Here is a 24158-nt window from a genome sequence, read left to right on the forward strand (position 1 = left end):
ACCAGCTAGGCCTCGATGATGTTCCAGGTGAAAATACGGGCTTGAGATTCTGGATCTTCCAGCACAGCAGTTTCCCGGTCGATCTGAATCAGCAGGTAGGACTGAGTGATTTGTTCCACCAGTCCCCCACCCCATTCCGCAATGACTACCGCATCCTCTAGCGCAGTATCTAGATCCAAAGCATCAAGTTCTCCGATGGGATCGCCAGAACCGTCTTCCCCGATTAGGCGGTAGGCATCGACATGGATGAGGACGGGGCCGTCGATAAGCGGCCGGTGTTCTCGTGCGATCACAAACGTCGGCGAAGTCACCCGACCTTTGACTCCCACACCCCGGGCAATGCCTTGGGTGAAGGTGGTTTTTCCTGCACCTAAGGGGCCATCGAGGATGACTACATCCCCGGCTTCTAATGCTCTCCCGAGCTCTTGGCCGAAAGACTGGGTCTCCTCAGCGGTCTCAAAACGCCGGGTACCCGAAGCTGGAAAAATGGGATTCACAGTTCCACCCCTCCCTCATAGCTACGCGTGGTCCGGCCGGTGGGACGACAAACGATCTCATAGTTGATGGTGCCGGCAGCCTCAGCTAATTCCGTGGCCGACATCCCGCCGGTACCGAAGATGATGGCTTCATCGTCTGGAGCAACCGCGAACTCATTGTCACCCAACCACACGACGATCTGGTCCATGCAGACCCGCCCAACCTGTGGGTAGAGCTTTCCGCCAATGCCCACCTTTAAGTGGTCTTGGAAAGACCTCGGCAGACCATCGGCATAGCCACAGGGCACCACCGCGAGCTGACCTGGCACATCAGTATTCCAGGTCAATCCGTAGCTAGTGCCCTCCCCGGCCTCGATCGGCTTGACCACGATGACCTTTCCCCGCCAGGTCATCGCTGGTTGAAGACCGTGGGTTCGGCCAGCAACAGGTTCCAACCCATAGAGCGCAATTCCGACGCGGACCTGATCATGATGCAGATCAGGACGGGTGAGAGTTCCGGGTGAATTACACAAGTGGTTGATCGGAACCTCCAGCCCCAGATCACGGGCACGGGCAATCGCGCGTTCAAACACCGCAGCCTGTCGATCAGTGACGGGGCTGGAGGGATCATCCGCACACGCCAAATGGGAGAACACACCAGTAACGGTCAAATGCTGAGTATCGCGCAGTAAAGAAAAAATCTCATCCCACTGCGCCTCATCTACTCCCGATCGATGCAAACCGGTCTCAACTTTGACGCATACCTTCGCCGGAATCGCGGCCTCGACCAATGCTCGAGCATGCGCCAGCGAGGGCACACCGAGTTCAATATTCATCGCCAGCGCGTCCGTGACATCTTGTTCTGGCGACCAAATCCACGCCAAAATCGGCTTATCGACGCCCGATTCCCGCAAGGCAACTGCCTCCGCCAAGGTGGCCACGCCAAAGGCATCTGCACCATTGGCCGACATGATCGAAGCTACTTCCACTGAACCATGCCCATAGGCATCGGCTTTGACCACGGCCATCAAGCGAGCGTTGCCCACTCGCTCCTTAATCAGACGGGTGTTATGAGCGATGGCGTCAAGATCAATCCGAGTACTCAGCAGGTCCATGAGTCCATATTCTGCCACTACCGAGCCCAAAAGGATTCCTAGACTGGCCGGTATCGCCTTCTGGGCTCCTCCGATCTAGCCTCGTGCTGGTTTATTCGACGGTGACCGATTTGGCGAGATTTCGCGGCTTATCGATATCATCATTTCCGCAGGCCCGAGCGATATTGACCGCCAAAAACTGCAGCGGGATAGTAGCCAAGAGTGGCTGCATAATGGTCGAGGATTCAGGGATGGTGATGAGCCAATTGGCATAAGGCTCAACCGCGGTATCTCCCTCTTCCGCGATCACAATGGTCTTGGCCCCGCGTGCTCGAATCTCCTGGATATTGGAGACGATCTTCGAATGCAGCAGCTTCACACCTCTCGGAGAAGGTACAACCACCACGACGGGCAAATCCTCTTCGATCAGCGCGATTGGGCCATGCTTGAGCTCGCCTGCGGGGAATCCCTCAGCATGGATATAGGCCAGCTCTTTGAGCTTGAGCGCACCTTCCAACGCCACCGGGAAGCCCACGCCACGGCCAAGGAAGAGCATGGTGTCAACTCGCCCCAGTTCATCAGAGAGCTGCTTGATGGATTCTTGAGAGTCCAACACCTGTTGAACCTTGCCTGGGATCTCTTCCAACGTCTCCCAGATCTCCTGGATCTCATCTGGGTACTTTGTCCCCTTAGCCTGGGCTAATGCCAGACCGACAATGTAATTGGCAGCTACCTGAGCCAGGAAAGCCTTGGTAGAGGCCACTCCGATTTCTGGGCCAGCGTGAGTATAGAGAACAGCATCGGACTCGCGCGGGATCTGCGAGCCGTTGGTATTACACACCGCAAGTACCTTCGCGCCCTGAGTCTTTGCGTGCCGGACGGCCTCGAGCGTGTCAGCAGTCTCCCCGGACTGGGAAATAGCCAGCACCAAAGTGCGTTCATCAAGAACCGGATCACGGTAGCGGAACTCGGAGGCTACCTCGATCTGTACCGGGATACGCACCCAGTGCTCAATGGCATATTTAGCCAGCAGCCCGGAGTGATAAGCCGAACCACAGGCGATAACGAACACCTGGTTGATGCTCTTCAAATCCGTGTTGGAAATATCGAACTTATCCAGAACTACTCGACCGTCGCTGAAATGGCCGACCAGAGTGTCCCGCACAGCGGCCGGCTGCTCAAAGATCTCTTTCATCATGAAAGAGTCGTAGCCGCCCTTTTCCGCTGCTGCCAGATCCCAATCGATGGTGAAAGGTTTGCCTTCTGCGGCCGAACCATCAAAGTTGAGCACTTCATAGCCATCGCGGGAAATGATGACCACGTTGTCCTGGTCAAGTTCCACGGCTTCTTTAGTGAACTCGATAAAAGCAGCGACATCGGAGCCGAGGAACATCTCATTCTCGCCCACTCCGACGATCAGCGGTGTGGAACGGCGCGCAGCAATGATCTGGTCCGGATGATCAGCATGCATAAACAGCAGGGTAAAAGCACCTTCCAAGCGATCCAGCACGGCCAGTGCCGATGCCCGGAAGTCACCTGCGGTAGGCCCATCGTTATAAGCGAAAGCCAGAAGATGAGCTGCGACCTCTGAATCGGTCTCGGATTTCAGCTCCACCCCTGCCTGTTCAATCTCGGTGCGAAGCACAGCGAAGTTCTCAATAATGCCGTTGTGCACGATCGAGACTCGACCGTCAAAAGACATATGCGGATGCGCATTGCTATCGGTCGGACGCCCATGGGTGGCCCAACGGGTATGCCCAATGGCGGTGGTGCCCCTGAGCTGATCTTCACCGATTTCTGCAATCCGAGCCTCAAGATTAGCCAACTTACCGGCATGCTTGACCATGTTAATAACTGGATCACCCTGCTCATCGGTACCAGCGACTGCGATTCCGGAAGAATCGTAGCCGCGGTATTCCATCCGACGCAACGCATCCAGCGCAAGATTGAGACCCTGACGATTACCGACGTATCCAACGATTCCACACATGAGGGCAACTGTAGTGGAGTTTGCTGTATGCACGTATAAAAGACCCACACCAAGCGAGTATGCCGACCAAGTATTCCGGATCCATCCGACAAGAATGAACGCTTGTCCAGTCCTTGAAAGATGGTTGCACTATCCTGGTAAACGTGTCTGAGAATCTGAAGAAGCACCTGGCCCAACTCTCCAAGCGCGGCCCGCACCGTGTGCTCGTCGGCGACCTCAGTTATGCCGGTATGGCGGGCAAGGTCTACGCCCCGGCAGAAGGCAGCAATGTGCCCGCCATCGCCTTCGGACATGATTGGCTGCGTTCGGTCAAGGCCTACCACGCCACCCTGCGCCATCTAGCCAGCTGGGGCATCGTGGTCGTGGCCCCGGATACCGAATCCGGACTCATCCCGGATCATCGTGGGTTCTCCGCCGATCTAGAAACTGCCCTGCAGATCGCCGCTGGCGTGAAGCTGGGCAATGGAAACGTCACCGTTTCTCCCGGCAAGCTCGGTATTGCTGGCCACGGTATGGGTGCCGGCGCCGCAATTCTGGCAGCTGCAGGCAACCCGACGGTTAAGGCAGTCGGTGCGCTCTACCCAGCAGTGACTGCTCCCCCTGTCTACGCTGCTGCTCAATCTGTCCAAGCTCCCGGCCTCATCATTGGAAGCGGCAAGAAGGATCTTTTCGACGCTGGTAATCCAGCCCGCATCGCTGAGAACTGGGCAGGCACAGTTGCCTACCGGGAAATGACTAAGGGCAGCCAGCTGGGATTCAGCGAAGGCGCCGTCCTGAGAATGTTTTTGGGTATTGGTCGATCTCAAAACGCTGCCCAAGAGACCGCCCGCGGCCTCCTCACCGGTTTCTTGCTTCATCAACTCGACTCCCAAAAGAAATACGCCGGGTTTTCTGCAGCACTAGCTGAGGGCAAGCACTTTGAATCCTTCACCGGATCCGACCTTTCAGCCAAGGCTGGCCCCCAGGCTGAATCGACGCCCCTCTCGCTCAGCTAACCACGCTCAACTCTTTCTGAGCACGCTCTGTACTCGGCCCCGCGGTTGTCCCCGTTGAGGCTGAGACCGGGCAGCGTTTGGCCTTGGCGCAGTAGCAGTCCTTTCGACTCTTTCTTGTGCTTTGGCTAATGCCTTCTCAAACTCGAGCATTCGCTGAGTGGTCCGCTTCCGGAATTGGCGTGAAAACTCCTCGAATTCCATCACCACTTACCTGCCTTTCTTGCTCCACCCGGTGTCTCCACAGGGGCTGGTTCTACCAATTCACTAGCTGAGTATGAATCGGCCGCTGCCTGGGGCTGCTCCGCCAGCGGTGGGTTATCAAAACTCTCTACGGCAGCTGTCTCAACAATCGGAAGGTTCTTTTTCGGCGGAGCCGGTGGTTCTTCAACCTCCGCTAACGCTTCCGGCGGGGCAATCACCTCGTCAGGTGATGACGGTGGTGAAGGCTCGGCGGGTGTTTCAGGCTCCGGAGCAGGTGGCTCTGGCTCCGGTTCTGTCTCTAGCGTATCCGCTGGGACCTCCGCACACGCTGCGGCCTCCTCACAGGCGTGGAGCAGCAGACCTAGTCCGATCAGTGCTACGCCAATTCCCAACGCTCCGAGCACACCATTACACTGCCCACTTTCAGCTGTGGACTCCGAGCACTCCTCAACCACGGCTGGCGTTGGGCACTCTTGCTTGTCGACGACTAGCGTTGGGCACTCTTGTGCGGACACTGTCCCTTGTCCTGTCTGTGCTGTCTGTGCTGTCTGTGCTGTCGATGAGGCTGCGAAGGTCTCCCCGACGACTCCGGTACCGCCTTGAGCCTGGGCAAGGGATTCGGAACCGGTAGGAGCCGCGGTAGGTGGGCAGGTTGGCAGTGCCGGAGCCGATGAACTCGAGCCCGCAGATTGCGGCAAAGTGGGACAATCTTGGGTACTAGGTTCCGCCACTGGAGCTGTAGGTGAGCTCTCGCAAGAGACCACCTCCGGTTCGACATAACTCCCATTGCTCTCACATACTGCGTTGCCGCGATCAAGCAATTCATTCAAGCATCCGGCGACCGCCTCATCCCGGTCCTGACAACAACCGATAATGCCAGCCCCGGCAGAATCAATGAGGTCAGCTCCGCTAGCCACGCATTCAGCAAACTCATGTGGGTATTCAGCAGGATCGAGGCTGCCGAGGAATCCACTTAGCTGTTCAATAACAGCGCGCAATGCCAAGACAATCTCATCAATTCCAGTCTCTGATACTTCTTCGATATCGGTGAGGGCTTCGCCTGCTGATTCTGCGGAGTGCTCCAATTCCTGAGATTGTTCTCGGTTATCAAAGAAATCTCGAACAGTGTCACTGAGGCGGCCGAGAATCTCACCGAGAGCAGCTTGAGAGATAAACTCAGTAACCTGCTGGAAGATTCCACCTCGCATGGACGTGGAATCACTGGATCCGGCGGCCAGACGTGTTTGTTCCAACAGCGCGCCGGGGTCTAGACCATCAGTAGCCATAACCCTTTCCATGAGTTCAGCCGCTGGCACCATCGGTCCACGATAGGAACCACGAGAAGCCTGCCGCAGCAGCTCAACGGCTCCCCGATAGCCGGCCACTGCGATCGGGGCGGTCATGGATTTCCTCGGAGTTGCTCAGCAAAATCCACATCTACTCCGCGAAATACTTGCACTTGCTCAGCAGCCGCTTGAGTAGTGGTTTGGACTGCTTCGATGCACTCTCTTCCTCGGGAGTGCACCCGCTCAAGCATCTCCGCGATAGCTTTCCCCTGAGCTGCGAAATCACGGCCAACAGCTGACGTAAGCAAAGCAGGTGTCGCTGCAGTATGTCTCTGGTGCTGTTGTTTTCCTTCGACCGCTAGGGCTTCCAGCGCTGCCAATGCTGCAGTGTGATCCAGACTGATTCCGGACATGAAAATCCCCCTCCAATTCCTCGACTGGCCTTCACCAGTGTTGGACTTTGAGAGGGGGCAGGTGGTTCCCGCTAAAACCTAAATTGACGCAACGATCGCAGCTAGACGGCCGGCAACCTTGCGGGCATGCTCACTTTCAGAAGCCTCAACCATGACACGGAAAAGCTCTTCTGTTCCTGAAGCGCGCAAGAGGACTCGACCGGTGGAACCAAGCTCGATCTCCGCCGCGGAGATAGCCTCCAACACGCGCTCATCGTTCATGATGACTGACTTATTCTCGACCGGGACGTTGATCAGCACCTGCGGCAAAATCTTCATCACACTGGCTAATTCAGCAATTGAGGTGGAGGTTTCTGCCATCCGAGCCATGAGTTTCAGGCCAGTCAGCGTGCCATCACCGGTGGTGCAATGGTCTGGGAGCACCAGGTGACCAGATTGCTCACCACCGAGGCTGAAGCCGCCGGCGTTCAACTCTTCGAGGACATAGCGGTCGCCGACTTTGGTCTCACGGACCTCGATGCCCTGCTGCTCCATGGCGATCTTGAGGCCAAGGTTACTCATGACGGTAGCCACCAGAGTGTTCTTGCGGAGCTCTGATTTTTCTTTCATCGCCACTGCGAGAATCGCCATAATTTGGTCACCATCGATGACATTGCCCTCGGCGTCAACGGCCAAGCAACGATCCGCATCGCCGTCGTGGGACAGTCCCAAGTCAGCGCCGTGTTCAAGGACTGCTTGTTGGACCTCTTCAATGTGCGTAGAACCGCAATTGTCATTGATGTTATAAGCATCCGGTTGGTCATGAATGGCGATAACTTCAGCACCGGCTGCCCGATAGGCGGCAGGAGCAACTTCGAAAGCTGCGCCGTTAGCGGTATCCACGACAACTTTGATACCTGCCAGGCTGGTCGGCACAGATTCCGCCAGATGAGCCAAGTAACGATCCATCGCGTCTGGGGCTTCTTCAATGATCCGGCCAATACCGGTACCGGTCGGGCCAGTGGCCGATAGCTCCGTCATAGCAGCTTCAATCTTGTCTTCTACGACATCTGGGAGCTTGCGCCCACCGGTCGAGAAAAACTTGATCCCGTTGTCAGGCATCGGATTATGAGAGGCCGAGATCATCACGCCCATGTCAGCCCCATAAGCATCAGTCAGGAAGGCAACACCTGGGGTGGGGATCACACCGACGCGCAGTACATCCACCCCACGCGCAGCCATTCCGGCAGCTAGCGCTGCTGCGAGCATTTCTCCGGAGACACGTGGATCTCGGCCGATGATGGCGGTCGGACGCAGGTCACTCGATTTGCGATCCGCAGTGAGCACGTCAGCGGCTGCCCCACCCAGCGACAATGCCATGGATACGGTCAAATCCTTGTTGGCGAGGCCACGAACGCCATCAGTGCCGAAGAGTCGAGTCATGTTGACCATTATGCCCTCTCAATCTCACGTTCCTGCACTGGGTTGCCACCTCTGCCCAATCGGGCAATCTGAAGAAGATGCTCCCTGCTTACACCTATCCACATTGGGTCAGCGTGAGCCAGAGAAGCTACGAACTCAATCGCAGAGGCCTTCTTAAGTTCCACTGAAACGACAAAAGCCGTCCCACCGGAGACGGTGGAACGGCATTCGTAGTGAAAATAAGGCTCGAAGCTTAGCGCTTGGAGTACTGCGGGGCGCGACGTGCCTTGTGCAGACCGGCCTTCTTGCGCTCGACTGCACGAGCGTCACGGGTCAGGAAGCCTGCCTTCTTCAGCGCCGCACGATCGGAGGGGCTGTAGATGATCAGTGCACGAGCGATAGCCAGGCGCAGGGCGCCGGACTGACCGGTCGGGCCGCCACCGGAGATGTTGGCCTTGATATCAAACTGGCCCTCGCGCTCGAGGAGCGTCAGCGGTGCCAGGATGTCCTGCTGGTGCAGCTTGTTCGGGAAGTAGTCATCCAGCGAACGGCCGTTGCAGGTGATTTCGCCGGTACCGGCGACCATGCGTGCACGAGCGATGGCGCGCTTACGGCGACCAACGGTCTGCAGCGGGCCTTCGAGCTCGACCGGGGCAGCAGCCTCGGCGTCGTCCTCAGCCTCAACCTCGGGAGCAACTGCGTCACCGATGGTGTAGTTGAATTCCTCGGTTGCTGCGGTAGCGGCGTCGATATCCGCAACCTCTGCAACGTTGGCGTCGTCGTTCAGGTTCTGATCGGTCACTGTGCCACCTGCTTGATCTCGAAGGTCTCGGGCTTCTGGCCAGCGTAGGGGTGCTCAGAGCCAGTGAAAACGTGCAGCTTCTTAACGGAGGCAGCGGAGAGCTTGTTGTGCGGCATCATTCCGGTGATTGCCTCCTCGACTACGCGGTCGGGGCGAGTGTCCAGAGCCTTACCAAGGGTCATGGACTTCAAACCACCCGGGTAACCGGAGTGGCGGTAGCGCATCTCACGCTCGCGCTTGTTGGAGGAGATGTGAACCTTGTCGGCGTTGATCACGATAACGTGATCGCCACAGTCGACGTTTGGTGCGTACTGGGGCTTACCCTTGCCGCGCAGCAAATCTGCTACGTGGGAGGAGAGTCGACCCAAGACCACATCGGTGGCGTCGATGACGTACCACTTACGGGCGATGTCACCGCTCTTCGGGTGGAAAGTAGACAAAATGACTCCTTGAAAGTCTGTCTGAGGGCTGCCGGCCGAATAAACTGTGCGCTCTACCCATCCCCGGCGGCCGGTGGAGACCCGCAGGATGACTCAACGACCATTCAGCACGTCGATCGAGCACACACAGATATTCCACTTTAGAGCACTGGCACCAAGAAGACCAAAACCGTCCACGGCAAGAGCAGCAAAGCTCCTGCCGTGGACGGTCAGTGTTTCAATCGGAGCTGAAAAGCTTAGGAAACACGACTACCGTTTTCCTGCGATCTGTAGCCTTCTTCAGCCCGCTATTTTTCTATCCCCAGCTGGCAGCTGCCATCCGGTTAACATCACTCATCCGATCGTTGCCTTGCGCCACCGTGCGCGCAATCGTAGACAAGATGGTGTTGAGCTCAGCTGCGGAATTATCCCATTTCGCCTGTGCTTGCTGATACGCAGCCGCGGAATCGCCTTCCCAGGTAGCAACCATGGGTTGGATCTGAGACTTCAGGTCAGCCAGCAATGAGTTGATACGACCCGAAGTCGCGTTAATGTCGGCGGCGGCAGATTCGATTGCCCCGAACTGATATTTGATTGCATCCATAGTCAGTGCTCCTTGAGGTTTCGATTAGTCCGCTTAGAGGGCTAGGCCCTGGCCGCCGACGGATGTGAAGGTCTGGGCATTTTCTGCTTCAATGTTGTCGAAGCTGTGAGCATTGGTTCGGATGTTGTCAGAAATGCTGGTCAGTGCTTCTTGTAGCTCGCGCTCAGAGGCATTCCAGCGTTGCATAAGCCCATCGAAGCTGACCTGCGCACTTCCTGCCCAGCTTCCACGGACACCGTCGACGACGCCCTGCAGACGTGAGAGCTCACCTTGCACTTCGGTGTTGGTGTTATCGACGCGGCCGGCGGTAGCCAGCATCACGTCGGCTTCAGTCTTAAATAGTTCAGCCATGAATTCGCCCCTCCTCGAATATGAGATTGATGTTGCCAGTGGCGATAGGAATTTCCCCGCCACTCCCCCAGAAGAATCACTGCCTCGATCCTTCCACGACTGTTGGACTCCACTCATAGATCATCGGTTCCCGACCCTGGTGAAAACCTCAGAATTATCCGGTCAGCTCCATGCTCTCTAGCACCATCGCGCAGGCCGCTTCTTGCGGAAGAGTCGGCTGCTGACGAGTCTGGCAACCAACGCTGAACTGACGGCCTGCTTCCACCCAAGTACCCCAAGAAACCTCCGAGCCATCACCCGGCAGCTCTCGATAGCGCATGATCTGTTGACCGTCTGGGGTCTCCGCCGATTCGAGCCCTTCGAGCGTCTCATCCGCTTCCACCATCGTGGTGACCTGCTTGAGAACCTCTACCGAAGGCACTGAGTAGACCGGTTCTGCTGCTAGATGAATCCGCAGATTCGGATCATCACCGGTAGCTAGTAACCCATCATCTCGACTCTCTATCCGAAAACCGCCTGGGGCTGCGATCCGGAGACCGCTATGTTCCAGGATCACCTGCGCCGTTTCAGAATCCTCTAGGGTCTCGCTCGGATCCGCTAGATCCGAGCCACTTGCCCTCAGATCACTGCTTATCGACGGCGTCGGCTCAGCGAATGTCGGCAAGCCCGACGCACTCGATGAGCTCTCAGCTCCATCAACGATCCACCAGCTCACTCCCACGACAACAACGACCACCACCGCTAACACCAAGTGGAAGGGATGCAGCCTCCCACCGCCACTAATTCGGTGACGCCCACGAGCAGCAGAGTCGGTTGGTCTGGTGATCTCGATTTCCCCGCTATCGGGCGGAAGAGGATGTTCACGAACGACCTCCGCAGGATAAGCGGCCACCCCTTTGTTCAACAGCGTCCGGGTGAGAATCTCTGTAGTCGGTCCATCAGCATCAACAACGACCTCTACTTCAGGCCAATGGAGACTGCCAAGTTCACGGGCCTGATCGATGACCGCAGGCAGCGCCCACCCATCGATAATCCCGCTTCCTGGCAGGTCATAGCGGTAGACCGTATCTGGGCCTTCGAAGATGGTGGCGGTCTCTAATACCGTGATACTCAACGTTCCCGGGACAGTTGGTGCACTCAATGCGCTACCTTCTCTCCGGTCTCGGAGAGCGCAACCTGGCACATGCCGACGGTCTCTCCGCGGATCTGCCAAGTTCCACGACCAGGTGGTTGAGAAACCGGCTTGATCCCAAAGATTGCCCCCTCCTCACGATCAGCATCCAGCAGCATCACCGCGGGAGTCTGATCCCGCACTGCCGAGAGAAATGCGCCAAAGGCAGCACGTCCCACTCCGCCCGATTTTCGTGCCAGTACTAGGTGCACACCAATGTCGCGGGCGTGTGGCAACAACTCCACCAGTGGATGCAGAAGATGATCGGCTACTAGGTCAAGATCATCGATAACGAGGTAGATCTCTGGCCCTGACCACCAAGAACGTTCGACCAATTCAGCTGGAGTGATCTCTGGACCGGGGAGCCTGGCAGTAGCGGTGGACACGACGTCGGCAAGCGTGGATTGAGTCGCCGACGTGGTGGCGGAGTAGGCAGCAATCATCTCCTGAGGAATTTTTCCAAGATGGGAACGTCGATGATCGATGACGACCATGCGTGCCGATGCTCGACCTATGCGGGAAATACCGGCAATGACGGTTTCTAGGAAGGTAGATTTTCCGGAGCCTTGGCCGCCGATGCACACTAGGTGCGGGCTAGTACCGGGGTCCCACGAGATCGTCTCCAACTGTGGCCCGCCGAGACCAATACCAATCCCCCGCTCAGGTTCTAGATCATCGAGTACGAGCGCTTCAGGCAGAACCCGTAGCTTCGGCACTGGCTCTTGACCTTCCGCTGTCACAGTGGCGGCGATATGGGCAAGATCCTGGTTCGAACTCAACGCGATAAGCATTTGTTTTCCCTGATCAGTAAGTCCTCTTCCAGGCAGGGTCGGGAGTTTCTGCTGCGCCTTCCGATCGATCAACGAGTCCATCGCCTCGCCCAGCTTCAATTCCAAACGATGAGTGATCAAATCTCGGATCGCTGGGCGCAACACCGTCCATCGAGGAGTAGAAATTGCCACATGCACCCGTGCGGAAGGCCCATCTGCGGCCAGCCTGGTGAGGGGTTCAATAAGGTCCTCAAAATCTGCCACAATGGTGTGCCAACCATCGATAACAAGAATGGTGTGGCGCGATTCTGGCGCATCTACCAGCCCCGCGACCTCATCGATGATCCGTCTCACCCGCGCGGGATCTTGACGCCCAGCATGGCCTGCCACATGTGGCAGCCTGCCGAGAGTAGACAGGGTGGCCCCGCCCAGATCAAGAATATAAAAGCGAATAGCCTCGGTCTGATGAGTTGCCGCCAACGAAGCAACCAACGTCCGCAACGTAGTAGATTTTCCGGTCTGTGGCCCGCCGCAAACTGCTATATGCCCACTACCGGCTGAAAGATCGACAACTAGCGGATCTTGGCGTTGGTGATAAGGCAGGTCGATGACCCCAATAACCGCAGAGAGGAAATCTCGTTCCTCCGCAACGCCTGCTAAATCCACAAAGTCAGGCAGCGGTGGAAGCCAGATTTGGTGGGCGATCATGCCTCGTGCAGCAGCTGTTGCGCGGGAGAGCTCGACGACCGTCGCTAAGAGCGTGGTCGACTCATCTAGCACCTCAGTGGTCTCTAAGTCTTGAGTATTCTCGAACTGCTCCCAGCCGCTAAACAGTGCCACTTGTTGTTGCCATCCACCTGGCGGGATTGTGGTGTTCCTCCGTGCAAGGGGGCCAGAAACATAGGCAGCTTGAAATCTACTGAGTTCATCGGCGTCATGGCGGAGATAGCCTGCGCCAGGACTCGCTGGTAAGTGATGGGCATCAGTGACACCAAGTACTTGCCGAGATTCTGCCGCGGAGAATGTCTTCAGCCCGATCCGATACGACAGATGCGAATCTAGCCCACGCAGTCTGCCCTCTTCCAACCGCTGACTGGCCAGCAGAAGATGAACGTGCAGAGATCTTCCCAAGCGACCAACTGCAACGAAAAGGTCCGCGAAATCAGGATGCGCAGCCAACAACTCGGAAAACTCATCGACAATAATGACCAATGCGGGCAGCGGTTTCAGGTCATTGCGTCAGCCCAGCCGCGCAGCCGTATATTCGGTGACATTCGCCAGGTTACCCGCGGCTCGCAGCACTTCCTGTCGACGGTTGAGTTCCCCAGATATCGCATCAAACATCCGTTCAACCAGGATCGCTTCATCATCAAGGTTGGTGATCACCGCAGAGGTATGCGGCAATGACTCACAGCCCAAAAATGTCGCCCCGCCTTTGAAATCGACGAGGACTAGGTTGAGTTCATCCGGACTATGAGTGGCCGCCAGCGAGACCACCAGTGTTCGAAGTAGTTCGGATTTGCCCGAACACGGGTTGTGGGTACAATAACGCGCTAAGCAGGCCACTCCAATCAATTGATTCACGAAGTCGTTGCCCGAAAATTGCGATTTGGCAACTGAACTCCACACCGATCAGTCAAATGCCAATGGCCAACGAGGACTTATCAATCGCCGAGGCTCTCGTCTAACGTCAAGACAACGCGGGTAACATTTGTTACCTTTACAAACGTGAAAATTAAGCATCTGCGTATCGAAAATTTCAGAGCAATCGCAAATTTCGACGAAGCAATTGGCCCATACACGACGTTCATCGGCTACAACGGTGGAGGAAAATCATCCATTCTTCACGCGGTAAGGTGGTTCTTTGAGAACTTCGAGCTCATGAGTACTGATGTCTTTTCTGAAGAGATCGGAGAACCGGACTTGGCGACACTTCCAGACGTCAAGGTCACTGTAACATTCGATAATTTAACAGAACTCGATCACGAAAACTTTGGCCCCTACGCTAGGGGTGAAGAAATCGTACTCACGCGTGTTGGCGGTGTGGGAAGACCTTCTAAGCTTTACGGCGAGCGTTTAGTCTGCCCATCCTTCAAGAACATCCGAAAAGAAAAAACGGTGTCTGGTCAACGCAAGCTAGCTGAGCAGCTAATGACTTCTAATAAGCTTTTTGCAGACCTAAACATAAACAGTAAGACTTCAAAGCAAGAACTACTCGAAATACTCGACAATTGGGAAGCCGATTCAGAGAATCACAAACACCTTGAATCGATTAACGATGAGGATGCGAATCATTTCTTTGGAGCAGTTGGTTCCGATAAGCTCAAAGTTGATTCAGGTTTCGTTTTCATCCCAGCCGCGCCTGATCTCACTGGCCAGTTCGATATTTCAGGAAAAAGTTCAGCACTCCAGCTATTGCTTGGCGATATCCTGAAGGGCGTTGTCAGCAGGTCGATTAACAGTTGGACTGAACGAAACCAATCAGTTCTCAATGAGCTCGAAACGACCGTAAGCGAGGCCGCTGACGATCATTTGAACGAACGCGCAGGACAGGTCAATCATCATTTGAGGCAATACTTGCCAGGCATCGAGATTAAGTTCGAAGTTGGCTTACAAGACTGGGCGCCTAGAGCTAATCCGGTTGCACAATCGAGAATGCGACGGGGGGAGCGCGATTTTTTCATCGAAAGTGAGGGCCACGGGGTTCAGCGAGCAACGCTCTTAGCTTTGCTCCAAGCAACCGCAGAGTCAAGAACTGCGCCTGAGTCAACCGGAGGCGAAGATCGCGACAACAAGCAAAACCACCGCGAAGACCAGCAAAGCTCCCTAATTGTGTTCGTTGAAGAACCGGAGGTTTACCAACACCCTGTCCAAGCTCGCATGATGGCGAGGTCTTTCGCCAACGCCGCTCGCACCGGCAATGTGCAGTTTGTCTTGGCAACCCATAGCCCATATTTCTTGGACCCCAATGAAATTCACAACATTTTTAGGGTGGAAAATTCTCCCACCGGTTCAAAAGCGAATCGGCCAAGTGTCCAAGGTGTTTTAAAAGAAAAGAATGCAAGCGGTGAGCTAGACAAGTATTTTCTTGAAAGTGTCATAGAGAGCCTCTTTTCAAGAGCAGCATTGATCGTCGAGGGAGATACCGAACGAGCGATTTTCGACACCGTGCCTTGCGGTGATGACGGACTAACGTTGAGAGATCTGGGCATATCGGTGGCGGTCGCAGCCGGATCAGATTCATTACTCGACATGGCACAGCTCATCCAAGATTTTGGGGTGCCCGTTTTCGTGGTGAGGGATGGCGATTCAGATAGTGAAATTGCACTGAAAACCGCACAAGAAAAATCGCAAAATGCAATTAGGACACAATTCAAGTGCGCACCAGACTTCGAAAACACAGAGCACCTACAAATAGCCGTCAATAAACAACAGAGCTTACTGAACAGGTGGCAATCGGCCGTGGACAGTTTCATTAAAAAGGCGCGAGAATCGGGTTTCGGTGAAGGCTTAGAAGATTTTGAGTGGGGTGGAGGCAGTCAAGTAGGTCGATACGTCGGTATCCTCAGCCACGATCTGGAGGCAGAGCTCCATAATTGGCCATCTTTTACCATGATGTCTAAGGAGTTTGGTCTCCCTTCAGACTTGCGAAAAGCCAAGAAAGCCGGGGTTCTAGCACGCGTAGCAGCACAGTCCAAGCAAGAAGACATGCCCGCTGATCTCAAACGCATTTTGGAAGTAGCCCGTCAAATGGTTGATTACGGCTCCCCCAGGAAGGATAGCTAGGACTATAGCGCTCGCCGACCACAAACCCGATGGTTCAAAATGGCCTGCATTAACAGAACACGGGTTGTGGGTACAAAGAGGGTATGACTAAGTTAGCTGGCTAAGTGTGAGCAGATCAACCTTAACGATTTTTCACTAGTCAGACCCGAGAGCGCCAAGTTGGAGCCTAGTCTCCATGTCCTTCTTCAACATCACTGTTTTGATCACTAGTATCCAATACATCTACATCCGCGTGATTCCAACGGAAGCTACTATTCGCTTTAGTTAACCGAGCGCTTTCCTGCTTCCATTCCTCGTCCGTCAACAGAATTGCCCAATTGTCATTATCTAATTCATCCTGCGATTTCGGATAGAACTCTTCAATGTTGGTTATACGGCTCCAGGTGTAGTCCATAATCGGATTGTGGGGGTCGACTTGGAAACAACACCAGGCTCTAAGCCAGTTAATGCCTTGTTCTGCTGTTCGCACGATTTCTGCAAATTCAGGATAATCATTATCGGCATGCTTGATCCCTTTGTAAGCGGTGTTAAATCGGCTAGCCCATTGCGCAGGCTGCAACATTGCAATCCTTGGCATGCTAAGGCATATCCGTTTTAGATAGACAGGAAAGTTGTTATCTACTGTTCCCCGCTCTACTTGGCCAGGTATTCTGTGCCCGAATTCCTCTACCGCAACTGCTACATTTAACAGCCGATTCTCCCAAGAGATCTTTTCGGATAAAGCTCTTTTTAAAGCATCGACACCGGGCTTATTATTTGCCCAGAACTCTAGCCAGTGAGAAAGAACTTCGGGGTTTTCCGTGGAATAGTGGATTAGCGCCTCAGGATTTCGACCTTTTTCTATATCAAGCAGAGCATCCTCGTTACCTAAAGTTTCGACTCTACACTCCTCCCAATAGTCAGGATCGATTGGTCGATGATTGAGGTCAAGTACCGGATTGCTACTCGAGCTAACGCTTCGCTCAGAAAAACCAATAGGTTGACCGTATATGATCGAAAGAAAGTCGAGAATTGCGGAATGTTCCTCAAACGCAACATCACGTTCTTCTGGCTTCTCCAGCTTTGTGATAATTCGAGCAATGCTAAAGGCCTGTAGCCCCTTGCCCATTCCGATTGACTCAGTACGTGCTTCAATAACAATCCGGTGGTTCAACTGTCCCTTAAACGGAATTGTCTTCGGCTTCTTGAGATTGATCGCCAGCCAGTTTTTATCGTCTCTGTAATCGGAATCGATAAGCTCTGTACACTCCGGCATCCAGTTACGCAGCATCGGCACGTACGAAACAACCTCAGATGCGTTCTCCCATGTCCTGCCATTTCCATCGAAGATCAATTGTTGAGGTCGCAGCTCCCACCGTTCAACTCCCTGAAATGGCCCCGCACCCTGCACCTGAATTGTCCAGCAATTTGCTACCTCGACTTGCCCCAGTTCGTCTACAAAAAGGAAGTCAAATGAACGGTTCCAGGCGCCACGGGGATTTACCGAACCCGTCCAACGTTCCTTAGACTCGGCATATTCCGAAACCAGTGAGATCACACACTGACCACCCTGTCGTGATAACGATGCTGAAATTGGCGCATGTCCATCTGTGATGATCCAACCTTGCCGATCCCGATCTGCGGTCAAAACGTTATTGGTTTTCAATTCCCAGCCAATCCGAAAGTAGTTTCATCAACCCTGCAAAATGGGCAACCCTAATTTTAGCCATGTTCCTCAACTAACTGTTCATAATTTGTCTGCAAAAGACACTGAGAGTGCAGATTTACCCGAACACGGGTTGTTGCTACGAAGAGGGTACGCACCAGGGGGATACGGGGGCTGTTTTAACCCTAAGCCTAGAAAAAAGAAAACGTATTAATGGGAATGTACCAATTAACACGTTTTTTAAATATTTTATGAAAGGGGCCGGAAACAGCCCCCGTATCCCCCCTTGCACCCTTCCGCCCCCTCAGTCGTTGCAGCAGGCGAAGCAACCGATCCAGGCGTCGCCGTGCACGAAAGTGCCCCCCCCCCGGCTCACCCACGGAAGGTCACCGAACAACCTCGCGGCGGCGCGGTCAGACGGTCGTAACGCGGGGCTCCCCATAGGGGCTAATGACCGTACCCGACCATACGTCTCCTGACCAGTGGAAACGTCGGTCTCGGAGGGGTCGAAAAAGTGTGACAGTTCCGAACTGTCACACTCAGCAACCAGACGTCGAGACCCGCTGCCCCCTCAGTCGTTGCAGCAGGCGAAGCAACCGATCCAGGCGTCGCCGTGCACGAAAGTGCCCCCCCCCCGGCTCACCCACGGAAGGTCACCACATTCAGGACAGCACTGGCGTCACGTAGCGCACCAGAGACACCAAATCGTGTTTGATCCTGCTATGATCGTAGCCGAGCCAAGCTCCGATCATGGTCTTAGGAGCGCGGCAGAACCCCTCGACCGGTTATCCGGCGGTCTAGCAGCTCCACGGAGTCAAGTAGCCCGAGACGCTTGATCAGCGATAAACGAGCACTGATGTGGTGTGGGATGTAGTTATCCGTGAATCCCCGTAGCAGCCGGCAATGCACTCCACGCCGGAGGATTACTCCTGCGAGGAAACTACCACGATGAGTCTTGCTACGACTCCGATAACCACGTCCCCTGAACCACTCATCTCACTCAAGCGCGCCGCCGCTCTCGGATACGGCGGCTATTCAACCCTCAGACGCGACATCAAAGCGGGCCTCCTGCCCGCGGTGAAGATCGGCAACCGGCTGATGGTGCGGTCAAGCGACCTTGAGGTGCGCGCGGTACCGGAGCGGCCAGCCCCCTTCGAGGACGCGGTCAAGCACATCGTCGCCACCGCTCCCCCGCTGACCGATGAGCAGGTGCAGCGTCTGTTTGCGCTGTTAGGCGGTGCGGCATGAGCGCCACGGCGTATGGCTGGACGCGCCAGGAGATCACCGACGGCGCCCGGCACGGAGTCGTCTTCGAGGTGCTCGTGCGGCGACGCCCTCGGACCGCGGTGAGCGGGAGCCCCGCGTTACAACCGTCTGACCGCGCCGCCACGAAGTCGTTCAGTGACCTTCCGTCGGTGAGGGCGATGGGCACGGGCCGCGCCGGTATCATCGTCGGGTTCGACACAGAGTTCACGACCAGTGGTGGCGCTCGGGTCATCGACAGCTATCAGTTCGCGGTGCCGGACCCGGTCGATCCGTCGGTGATGGTCGAGGTCATCATCCTGCCTCCGCTGGGATCGACCTCTCGCATCTCGCTGCACCGGGCGCTGTGGACCGTGGTTACTGCCGCTGAGTTGTGGCGCTCACCTCTGGTGCCTGACGAGGTAGGTCCCCGTGGTGTTTCTCGCGGCTCGTTCTGGTCCGAGGATTGGGAGGAGCGCCGCGAGGCGCTGGCGAAGCTGCGCGTGCCCATCGTGCTCGCCTGTCATTACGGTTCCGCCGACCTCACGACGTTCCGCACTGGTGGCCAGTCGCGTGAGCTGGACAGCCTCATCCGACTGACGTCGGCTGGTGGCGGGCTGGTCACGCTGTTGCCGTTTCACTCGCAGCGGGGCAACGAGAACGGGCACTGGTGGCAGAGCTTGTCGGTGACCGTGCGTGACACGATGTCACAGGCCCCTGCTGGGAAGAAGTCGCTGGTGGTGCTCGGCGAGGCGTGCGGTGTCGCGAAGCTGGACGTGCCGGATGGGTGGATCTCGCACATGTCCGACTACCGGCGTGATCATTTGCAGGCATTCTTGGAGTACGGCGTCAACGACGCCGTGATCGTTGTCGAGTACCTCGCCCGCCTCTGGGGCGATGGCGTCGTTCCTCCGATCACTCTCAGCGGCGGCGCGGCTGCCGCCCTCGTAGATTCGGGCAGTACCTACCTCGGGGCGTCATCACCGGCAGAGTTTCGGCGGAAGTTCGCCGGGCTGGTGGATGAGGACGAGGGCGTCGAAGCCGTCGAGGAAGGCGACCGGCTGAGCTTCTACGCCAAGCGTGGCCGCAATCCTCTGGACGGTGCCGCTGCACAGCTGACTAAGGCATTCGCTCGCGCGTATCACGGCGGTCTCAACAGCTGCCCGATGCCCGGTTACTACCCGATCCCGACCGTGGACATCGACGCTCAGAATGCCTATCCCACCGCGATGGCGTTGGTGCGCGACCTCGACTGGGAGGCCGGTGCCATCGAGGATGTTGTTCACGAAAGGGCTCTCACCCTGGACGAGGTGCCGTCGGCGACGACACCGTTCGTAGGATTCGTCTCCTTCGAGTTCCCGGACAATGTGCTGCATCCTTGCCTGCCCATCGTCGCTGACGGGACGCTCATCTACCCGCGGACCTCAGAGGGCGTCGCTGGGACCTGGGTGTGCGGTCCTGAGCTGTGGCTCGCTCTCGTGGTGGGCGCGAAAGTCTACTGCCAGATCGGTTACCTCGGACGTGTCCTCAAGCTCGATGGTGAGCCGAGCCTGTCGTTGCGTCATGGGGTGAAGCAGCTGATCGACGACCGCAACGCCGCTAAGGCGCTGTACGGCAAGGGGTCGCTGGAGGAGCAGACGCTCAAGACCTGCGTGAACTCGGTGTACGGCAAAACTGCTCAGGATGTCGCTGAGCAGCGGTCCTGGGACGCTCGGGCACAGGAAATGGACAACAACAGCGGCTCGGCCGTGTCCAGCCCATATCACGCTGCCACCACGACCTCGTTGGTGCGTGCTCAGCTGCTGGCGACGATGAATCAACTCACCGATCACGGACGGAAGGTCTACTCGGTGACGACGGATGGCTTCATCACCGACGCCACCGTGGATGAGGTCGCCGCCCTGGACCTCTACGGGCTGAAGGAGGTGCTCGGCGATGCGCGCATTGCTCTGACCGGCGACCCGTCGATCTGGGAGGCCAAGCATGCGCAGCGCGACCTGGTGAACTTCATCACGCGCGGCAACGTCTCCCTCGACCTCCGTGGGGTGTGTGCTCACAACGGGCTCAAGGCACCAAAGGGCGTCCTCCCTGACAGCCTTGAAGACCGCGAGTTGCTCCTGGTTTCGGTCGTGACCCGTGAGGGTCGCGTTCCGAACGGGTACACCGGGTTCCCGTCGTTCCAGGAGCTGTCTCGTACCGAAGACCGCAAGGACTTTCTTCCCTCCCGTGTCGAGCGCTCCGTGAGCATGGACTATGACCTCAAGCGCAAGCCCGTCATGTCCTCCATGACCCCAGAGATGGTGCCTCTGTCGGATGGCTCATCCAAGGAGATGGCGACATTCCCCACCGAACCGTGGGAACGCATCGAGGACTGCGTGCGCGCCCGGCAGATCGCTCGCGAGATGGCACGGACAGGATGCCTTCGCACCGTCGCCGAATGGCGTGACTGGGACGTGCGATACACCCACGGCAAGGGTCGCCGGATCATTACTCCGCAACGCACGGTGCTGATGTCCATTGTCATGGCACACCGGCAGGGCGTGATCACGATCCCGACATTGGCCGACCGCTCTCTGAGCATTACCGAGCGCCTTGTGTGGCTTGCTGAGTGGGGGATGGGCACCGTTTCTCGCGGCGACTGGGACAACGCTCGACGCCCCGAGCGCGCCGCTCAGATGCTCCCCACCGACGCGCTCGCCCCCTACCTCGACCGGATGGTGGCAATGGCCTCCGGTGACCACCCCTCGGACGCCGACCGGCTGCCGTACTGACTGGAAGGAACTGACCATGACGAACAACATCTCCACCAATCTCGATGAGCTGATCGAGCAGGAGCACCGCCGTGCCGCCGACCGCATCGCGAAGCTCAAGCGTGCTGCTGCTGCCGAGCAGCAGGGCGACCTCTACAACCGACTCGCCCGCGAAGCGGCTGATGCTCTCGCCGCGTATGGGCAGGGCGCGGCCCGCGACTTCTTCTTGGAAGGCGTGCTTGCACTGCCCGACGACGTCGCAGAAATGATTCGGATCTTCGTGCACGACGAGGTTGTTCTCTCAGTCCCGCGCGACCACGCTGAGGACGTCAAACAGGCGGTCATCAGCGCCTTCGAGTCGGTGCAGCTGCCATGTGTAGAGAGTATAAGCGTCCCTGTCCTGGCCGACTCGGCGGGGCCAGAGGTCACCTGGGCAGGGTGTAAATGATGCCGTCTCACCTCGTTCCCCGCGGACCTCCACAGCGCAAGGGACACGGCGATTACCCGCCCCATGCCAAGACCTTTAATGCAAGCCAAAAAAGTAAAGGAGAAGAACATTGAGCAAATTGTCTTCAACGATCGCTGAAAGCGTGACGGGAACGACGAAAAAAGAACCTCTGCCGCCCGCCATCTCAGGCATACTCAGCGCAGACTGGCAGCGTCTGGCCAAACAAGCCAAGCAAGCTGCTGCCGACATGCACGAGGTCGCAGAAGCTCCGCCATCAGCCGCGCCAGAACAAGACGTGCAAGCCTCCGCCAAGGACGTCGTCGAGGCCTCCAGGCGAGACCTCCAGGAGCGTGACAACCAGCGCCGTCAACGACGTGCAGTACAACGCATCAGGATCCCGCAGGGGCCTCGTACAAAGACTAAAGAATCCGATGGAATGGAGTTGTAGAAATGGCTACTAAGAAGTCGAAAATCGAAATCGCACTGGAGCGAATCGAGGCTGAGAAACAGGCTCGCGAAGAAGCCAAACGGCGCGAGAGAGAACAGCACGAGAAGCTCTTGCTTGAGCTTGGTCGCGTGCTGGAAGACGCCGCTGCGAAGCCGGATTCTGAGTGGGCTGCCTACCGCAACCGCACGGTCGCCGAGTTGCTCGCCGCTGTCGGGTTGGAAGTGGTTACTCGCCATCCCGACAGCCCGCATGGCGTGCCTGATTCAGCGGCCGTGCAATCGGCCGCTGGGGATTCTGACCAGTCCCCAGACTGGTCAGACCGAGGGGGTCAGGGGGAGTAGCCCCCTGCCAGCCACCGAGCACCGAAAGGTGCTCAAGGTGATGCTGGCCGTGATGTTTTAATAGCCGCCCCGGACTATCGCCAGTGCAGCACGATTACGCAGTAATCGGGGTGAAGGAGATAGCGCCGGGAGAGCGGAGAAAACATCACTATCCACCGGCTTGCGTTAAGCAAGTTGGTGGATTTACAGAACGTAAGGAATGAGTGAGGTACGAACGAATGCAATTAGAAGGTCCCGTCAAGAAAAGATTGACACTGCGGCTGGACAGCGAGCAGTGGAACGTCGTAAGCGAAGTAGCAAAGCGCGTGAACCTAACGCCTGCGGAGGTCATGCGCGGAGCGATACATACGCTCTCGGACCGACTGCCGCGCGGTTGGTCGGAGCGGATAAATGACCCGCCAGAGTCTTTCCAGAACGACGTGAGACGGCTCTGGAAAGAGATCAACCAGATAGGCGTGAATATCAACCAGTTGACACGGCTAGCGCATCGCTCTAACGACGCGGAGTTGAAGGAGATTATGTCTCAGACAGAGGCCGCTCTACGGGGGTTGAGACGGGAGGTGACCGCAGTTGTCAATCACCACTGTTGACCGGTCGAAGAGGATCTCATCGCCCGTCGTGTACGCCGTTTACGGCACCCGCGCTAACGCTAAAGCAGGCGTGGTTAGAGCGGCAGCGCTAACCGTTGTATGCGGCGGCGAAATGGAGAACCCGAACGACGGTCGATGGGCGGGAATCGAGTTTATCGAGGCCGGCCGGGAGGTCATGAACAAAAATAGCCGGCGCAGTAACCGCACTATCACTTTGGTCCAGTCATGGGCTAAAGACGAACTCAATAAAGATGACCCTGCGGATGTAGAAAAAGCCAATGTCATGGGTGCCGATTTAGCGCAACGGTTAGCGCCTGATACGCCGTATGTTGTAGCGACGCACACGGACAGTAAGTCAGGCTGCGTGCACAACCACATCGTCTTGCTTAATCATGATCTGCGTACTGGGAAAGCCGCGCCGAAGCGCGCTGGGAATTGGCACGCAGTCAAAGCTATCAACGATGAAGTGATGCGCGACTGGGGCATGAGGACGCTGGAGCCGGAAGGCTTTGTAAAGCTACGGCGTGCTGAACGAATGGCTCAGAGAGACGGGAAGAGCATTGACTCAACCGGACTAGGCGTTAGGGAGTTGACCGGCGAGACTTGGGCAGATTATCTACGCAAGCGCGTGGATGAGTTGGTCAACGATAAGCGCGTACTCAAAGCCTCAGACGGGATGCAGAAGGCGCGTGAGGTAGCCGGCGAATACAACCTATCTCTGAGGTCAACGAACGGTGAACTCAGTATTGGATTGGTTGAAGATGGGGAGGAAATTAATTACACAACACGCACGCCAAAAGATAACAGTCGCAAGCGCAAAGCAGTAGATGCCGGCTCCAAGTTTGGCCCCGGATACACCGCCAACGGGCTTAGCGAACGCATCGCGGAAGCGCAGGCGCAATTAGCAGCTGCTATTGCGCGACAACAACGAATTG

At 56.5% G+C, this 24158-nt stretch carries 20 protein-coding genes and 2 pseudogenes; 9 read left to right on the forward strand and 13 right to left on the reverse strand.

From position 1 onward, the window contains the following. Positions 1 to 5: 5 nt before the first annotated feature. From tsaE to glmS, 3 genes are all read right to left on the reverse strand, one after another. Positions 6 to 497, reverse strand: a complete 492-nt coding sequence (tsaE, locus tag C5L39_RS05990) for a tRNA (adenosine(37)-N6)-threonylcarbamoyltransferase complex ATPase subunit type 1 TsaE (RefSeq protein ID WP_123047982.1) — start codon at positions 495 to 497, stop codon at positions 6 to 8. Then, a complete protein-coding gene (gene alr / locus C5L39_RS05995; RefSeq protein WP_123047983.1) occupies positions 494 to 1591 on the reverse strand; it encodes an alanine racemase in 1098 nt (365 codons plus the stop codon). Before alr ends, tsaE begins: the two co-directional genes overlap by 4 nt. A gap of 91 nt (positions 1592 to 1682) precedes the next feature. Next, positions 1683 to 3560, reverse strand: a complete 1878-nt coding sequence (glmS, locus tag C5L39_RS06000; protein ID WP_123047984.1) for a glutamine--fructose-6-phosphate transaminase (isomerizing) — start codon at positions 3558 to 3560, stop codon at positions 1683 to 1685. A 143-nt stretch (positions 3561 to 3703) separates the two neighbouring features. On the opposite strand from glmS, the gene C5L39_RS06005 reads away from it, so the two are divergent. Continuing rightward, a complete protein-coding gene (locus C5L39_RS06005; RefSeq protein WP_123047985.1) occupies positions 3704 to 4555 on the forward strand; it encodes a poly(ethylene terephthalate) hydrolase family protein in 852 nt (283 codons plus the stop codon). Between the two features lie 200 nt (positions 4556 to 4755). On the opposite strand, the gene C5L39_RS06015 is transcribed toward C5L39_RS06005, so the two are convergent. From C5L39_RS06015 to eccCb, 9 genes and pseudogenes are all read right to left on the reverse strand, one after another. Next, entirely contained in the window at positions 4756 to 6159 is a 1404-nt protein-coding gene (locus C5L39_RS06015; protein WP_123047986.1) for a hypothetical protein, read from the reverse strand. Continuing rightward, positions 6156 to 6455, reverse strand: coding sequence for a hypothetical protein (locus C5L39_RS06020; protein WP_123047987.1), 300 nt, complete (start codon positions 6453 to 6455; stop codon positions 6156 to 6158). The genes C5L39_RS06015 and C5L39_RS06020 overlap by 4 nt, the downstream gene beginning before the upstream one ends. A gap of 78 nt (positions 6456 to 6533) precedes the next feature. Beyond that, positions 6534 to 7877, reverse strand: a complete 1344-nt coding sequence (gene glmM, locus C5L39_RS06025; RefSeq protein WP_123048196.1) for a phosphoglucosamine mutase — start codon at positions 7875 to 7877, stop codon at positions 6534 to 6536. Between the two features lie 232 nt (positions 7878 to 8109). Further along, positions 8110 to 8658 carry a 30S ribosomal protein S9 gene (gene rpsI / locus C5L39_RS06030; protein ID WP_123047988.1) on the reverse strand — a complete coding sequence of 183 codons (549 nt, stop codon included), beginning with the start codon at positions 8656 to 8658 and terminating at the stop codon, positions 8110 to 8112. After that, complete coding sequence (rplM, locus tag C5L39_RS06035; RefSeq protein ID WP_123047989.1) at positions 8655 to 9098, reverse strand: 50S ribosomal protein L13; 444 nt, start codon at positions 9096 to 9098, stop codon at positions 8655 to 8657. The genes rpsI and rplM overlap by 4 nt, the downstream gene beginning before the upstream one ends. Before the next feature lie 295 nt (positions 9099 to 9393). Continuing rightward, positions 9394 to 9681 (reverse strand): WXG100 family type VII secretion target, encoded by a 288-nt coding sequence (locus C5L39_RS06040; RefSeq protein WP_123047990.1) that lies wholly within the window; start codon positions 9679 to 9681, stop codon positions 9394 to 9396. A gap of 33 nt (positions 9682 to 9714) precedes the next feature. Next, on the reverse strand, positions 9715 to 10032 hold the full coding sequence (locus C5L39_RS06045) for a WXG100 family type VII secretion target (protein WP_123047991.1): 318 nt from the start codon (positions 10030 to 10032) through the stop codon (positions 9715 to 9717). 154 nt (positions 10033 to 10186) lie between these two features. Next, positions 10187 to 11173, reverse strand: coding sequence for a type VII secretion-associated protein (locus tag C5L39_RS06050; protein ID WP_165857993.1), 987 nt, complete (start codon positions 11171 to 11173; stop codon positions 10187 to 10189). Further along, positions 11170 to 13500 (reverse strand): annotated as a pseudogene (eccCb, locus tag C5L39_RS06055) (type VII secretion protein EccCb); the annotation flags it as partial. The pseudogene eccCb and the gene C5L39_RS06050, both read right to left, overlap by 4 nt. 201 nt (positions 13501 to 13701) lie before the next feature. On the opposite strand from eccCb, the gene C5L39_RS06060 reads away from it, so the two are divergent. Beyond that, positions 13702 to 15759: an ATP-dependent nuclease gene (locus tag C5L39_RS06060; protein WP_123047993.1), complete on the forward strand. Its 2058-nt coding sequence runs from the start codon at positions 13702 to 13704 to the stop codon at positions 15757 to 15759. 166 nt (positions 15760 to 15925) lie between these two features. Here the strand turns inward: C5L39_RS06060 and C5L39_RS06065 are convergent, their stop codons facing one another. Next, positions 15926 to 17296, reverse strand: coding sequence for a hypothetical protein (locus tag C5L39_RS06065; RefSeq protein WP_245974920.1), 1371 nt, complete (start codon positions 17294 to 17296; stop codon positions 15926 to 15928). A 1011-nt stretch (positions 17297 to 18307) separates the two neighbouring features. Here C5L39_RS06065 and C5L39_RS06070 point away from each other — a divergent pair. From C5L39_RS06070 to C5L39_RS10965, 7 genes and pseudogenes are all read left to right on the forward strand, one after another. Then, the gene (locus tag C5L39_RS06070; protein WP_245974921.1) at positions 18308 to 18652 is read left to right on the forward strand and encodes a helix-turn-helix transcriptional regulator; all 345 of its coding nucleotides are present in this window, start codon (positions 18308 to 18310) and stop codon (positions 18650 to 18652) included. Next, the gene (locus C5L39_RS10805; protein WP_126268736.1) at positions 18649 to 21417 is read left to right on the forward strand and encodes a hypothetical protein; all 2769 of its coding nucleotides are present in this window, start codon (positions 18649 to 18651) and stop codon (positions 21415 to 21417) included. The genes C5L39_RS06070 and C5L39_RS10805 overlap by 4 nt, the downstream gene beginning before the upstream one ends. A gap of 16 nt (positions 21418 to 21433) precedes the next feature. Further along, complete coding sequence (locus tag C5L39_RS06080) at positions 21434 to 21844, forward strand: hypothetical protein (RefSeq protein WP_123047996.1); 411 nt, start codon at positions 21434 to 21436, stop codon at positions 21842 to 21844. Positions 21845 to 21953: 109 nt separating this feature from the next. Beyond that, on the forward strand, positions 21954 to 22292 hold the full coding sequence (locus C5L39_RS06085) for a hypothetical protein (protein ID WP_126268737.1): 339 nt from the start codon (positions 21954 to 21956) through the stop codon (positions 22290 to 22292). Positions 22293 to 22294: 2 nt separating this feature from the next. After that, the gene (locus C5L39_RS06090) at positions 22295 to 22633 is read left to right on the forward strand and encodes a hypothetical protein (protein WP_123047998.1); all 339 of its coding nucleotides are present in this window, start codon (positions 22295 to 22297) and stop codon (positions 22631 to 22633) included. Positions 22634 to 22962: 329 nt separating this feature from the next. Further along, entirely contained in the window at positions 22963 to 23223 is a 261-nt protein-coding gene (gene mobC / locus C5L39_RS10960) for a plasmid mobilization relaxosome protein MobC (RefSeq protein ID WP_425453865.1), read from the forward strand. Between the two features lie 175 nt (positions 23224 to 23398). Next, a pseudogene (locus tag C5L39_RS10965) lies at positions 23399 to 23695 on the forward strand (relaxase/mobilization nuclease domain-containing protein); the annotation flags it as partial. Positions 23696 to 24158: the final 463 nt, after the last annotated feature.

Source organism: Corynebacterium alimapuense, from assembly GCF_003716585.1.
In the GTDB taxonomy this organism is placed as follows: domain Bacteria; phylum Actinomycetota; class Actinomycetes; order Mycobacteriales; family Mycobacteriaceae; genus Corynebacterium; species Corynebacterium alimapuense.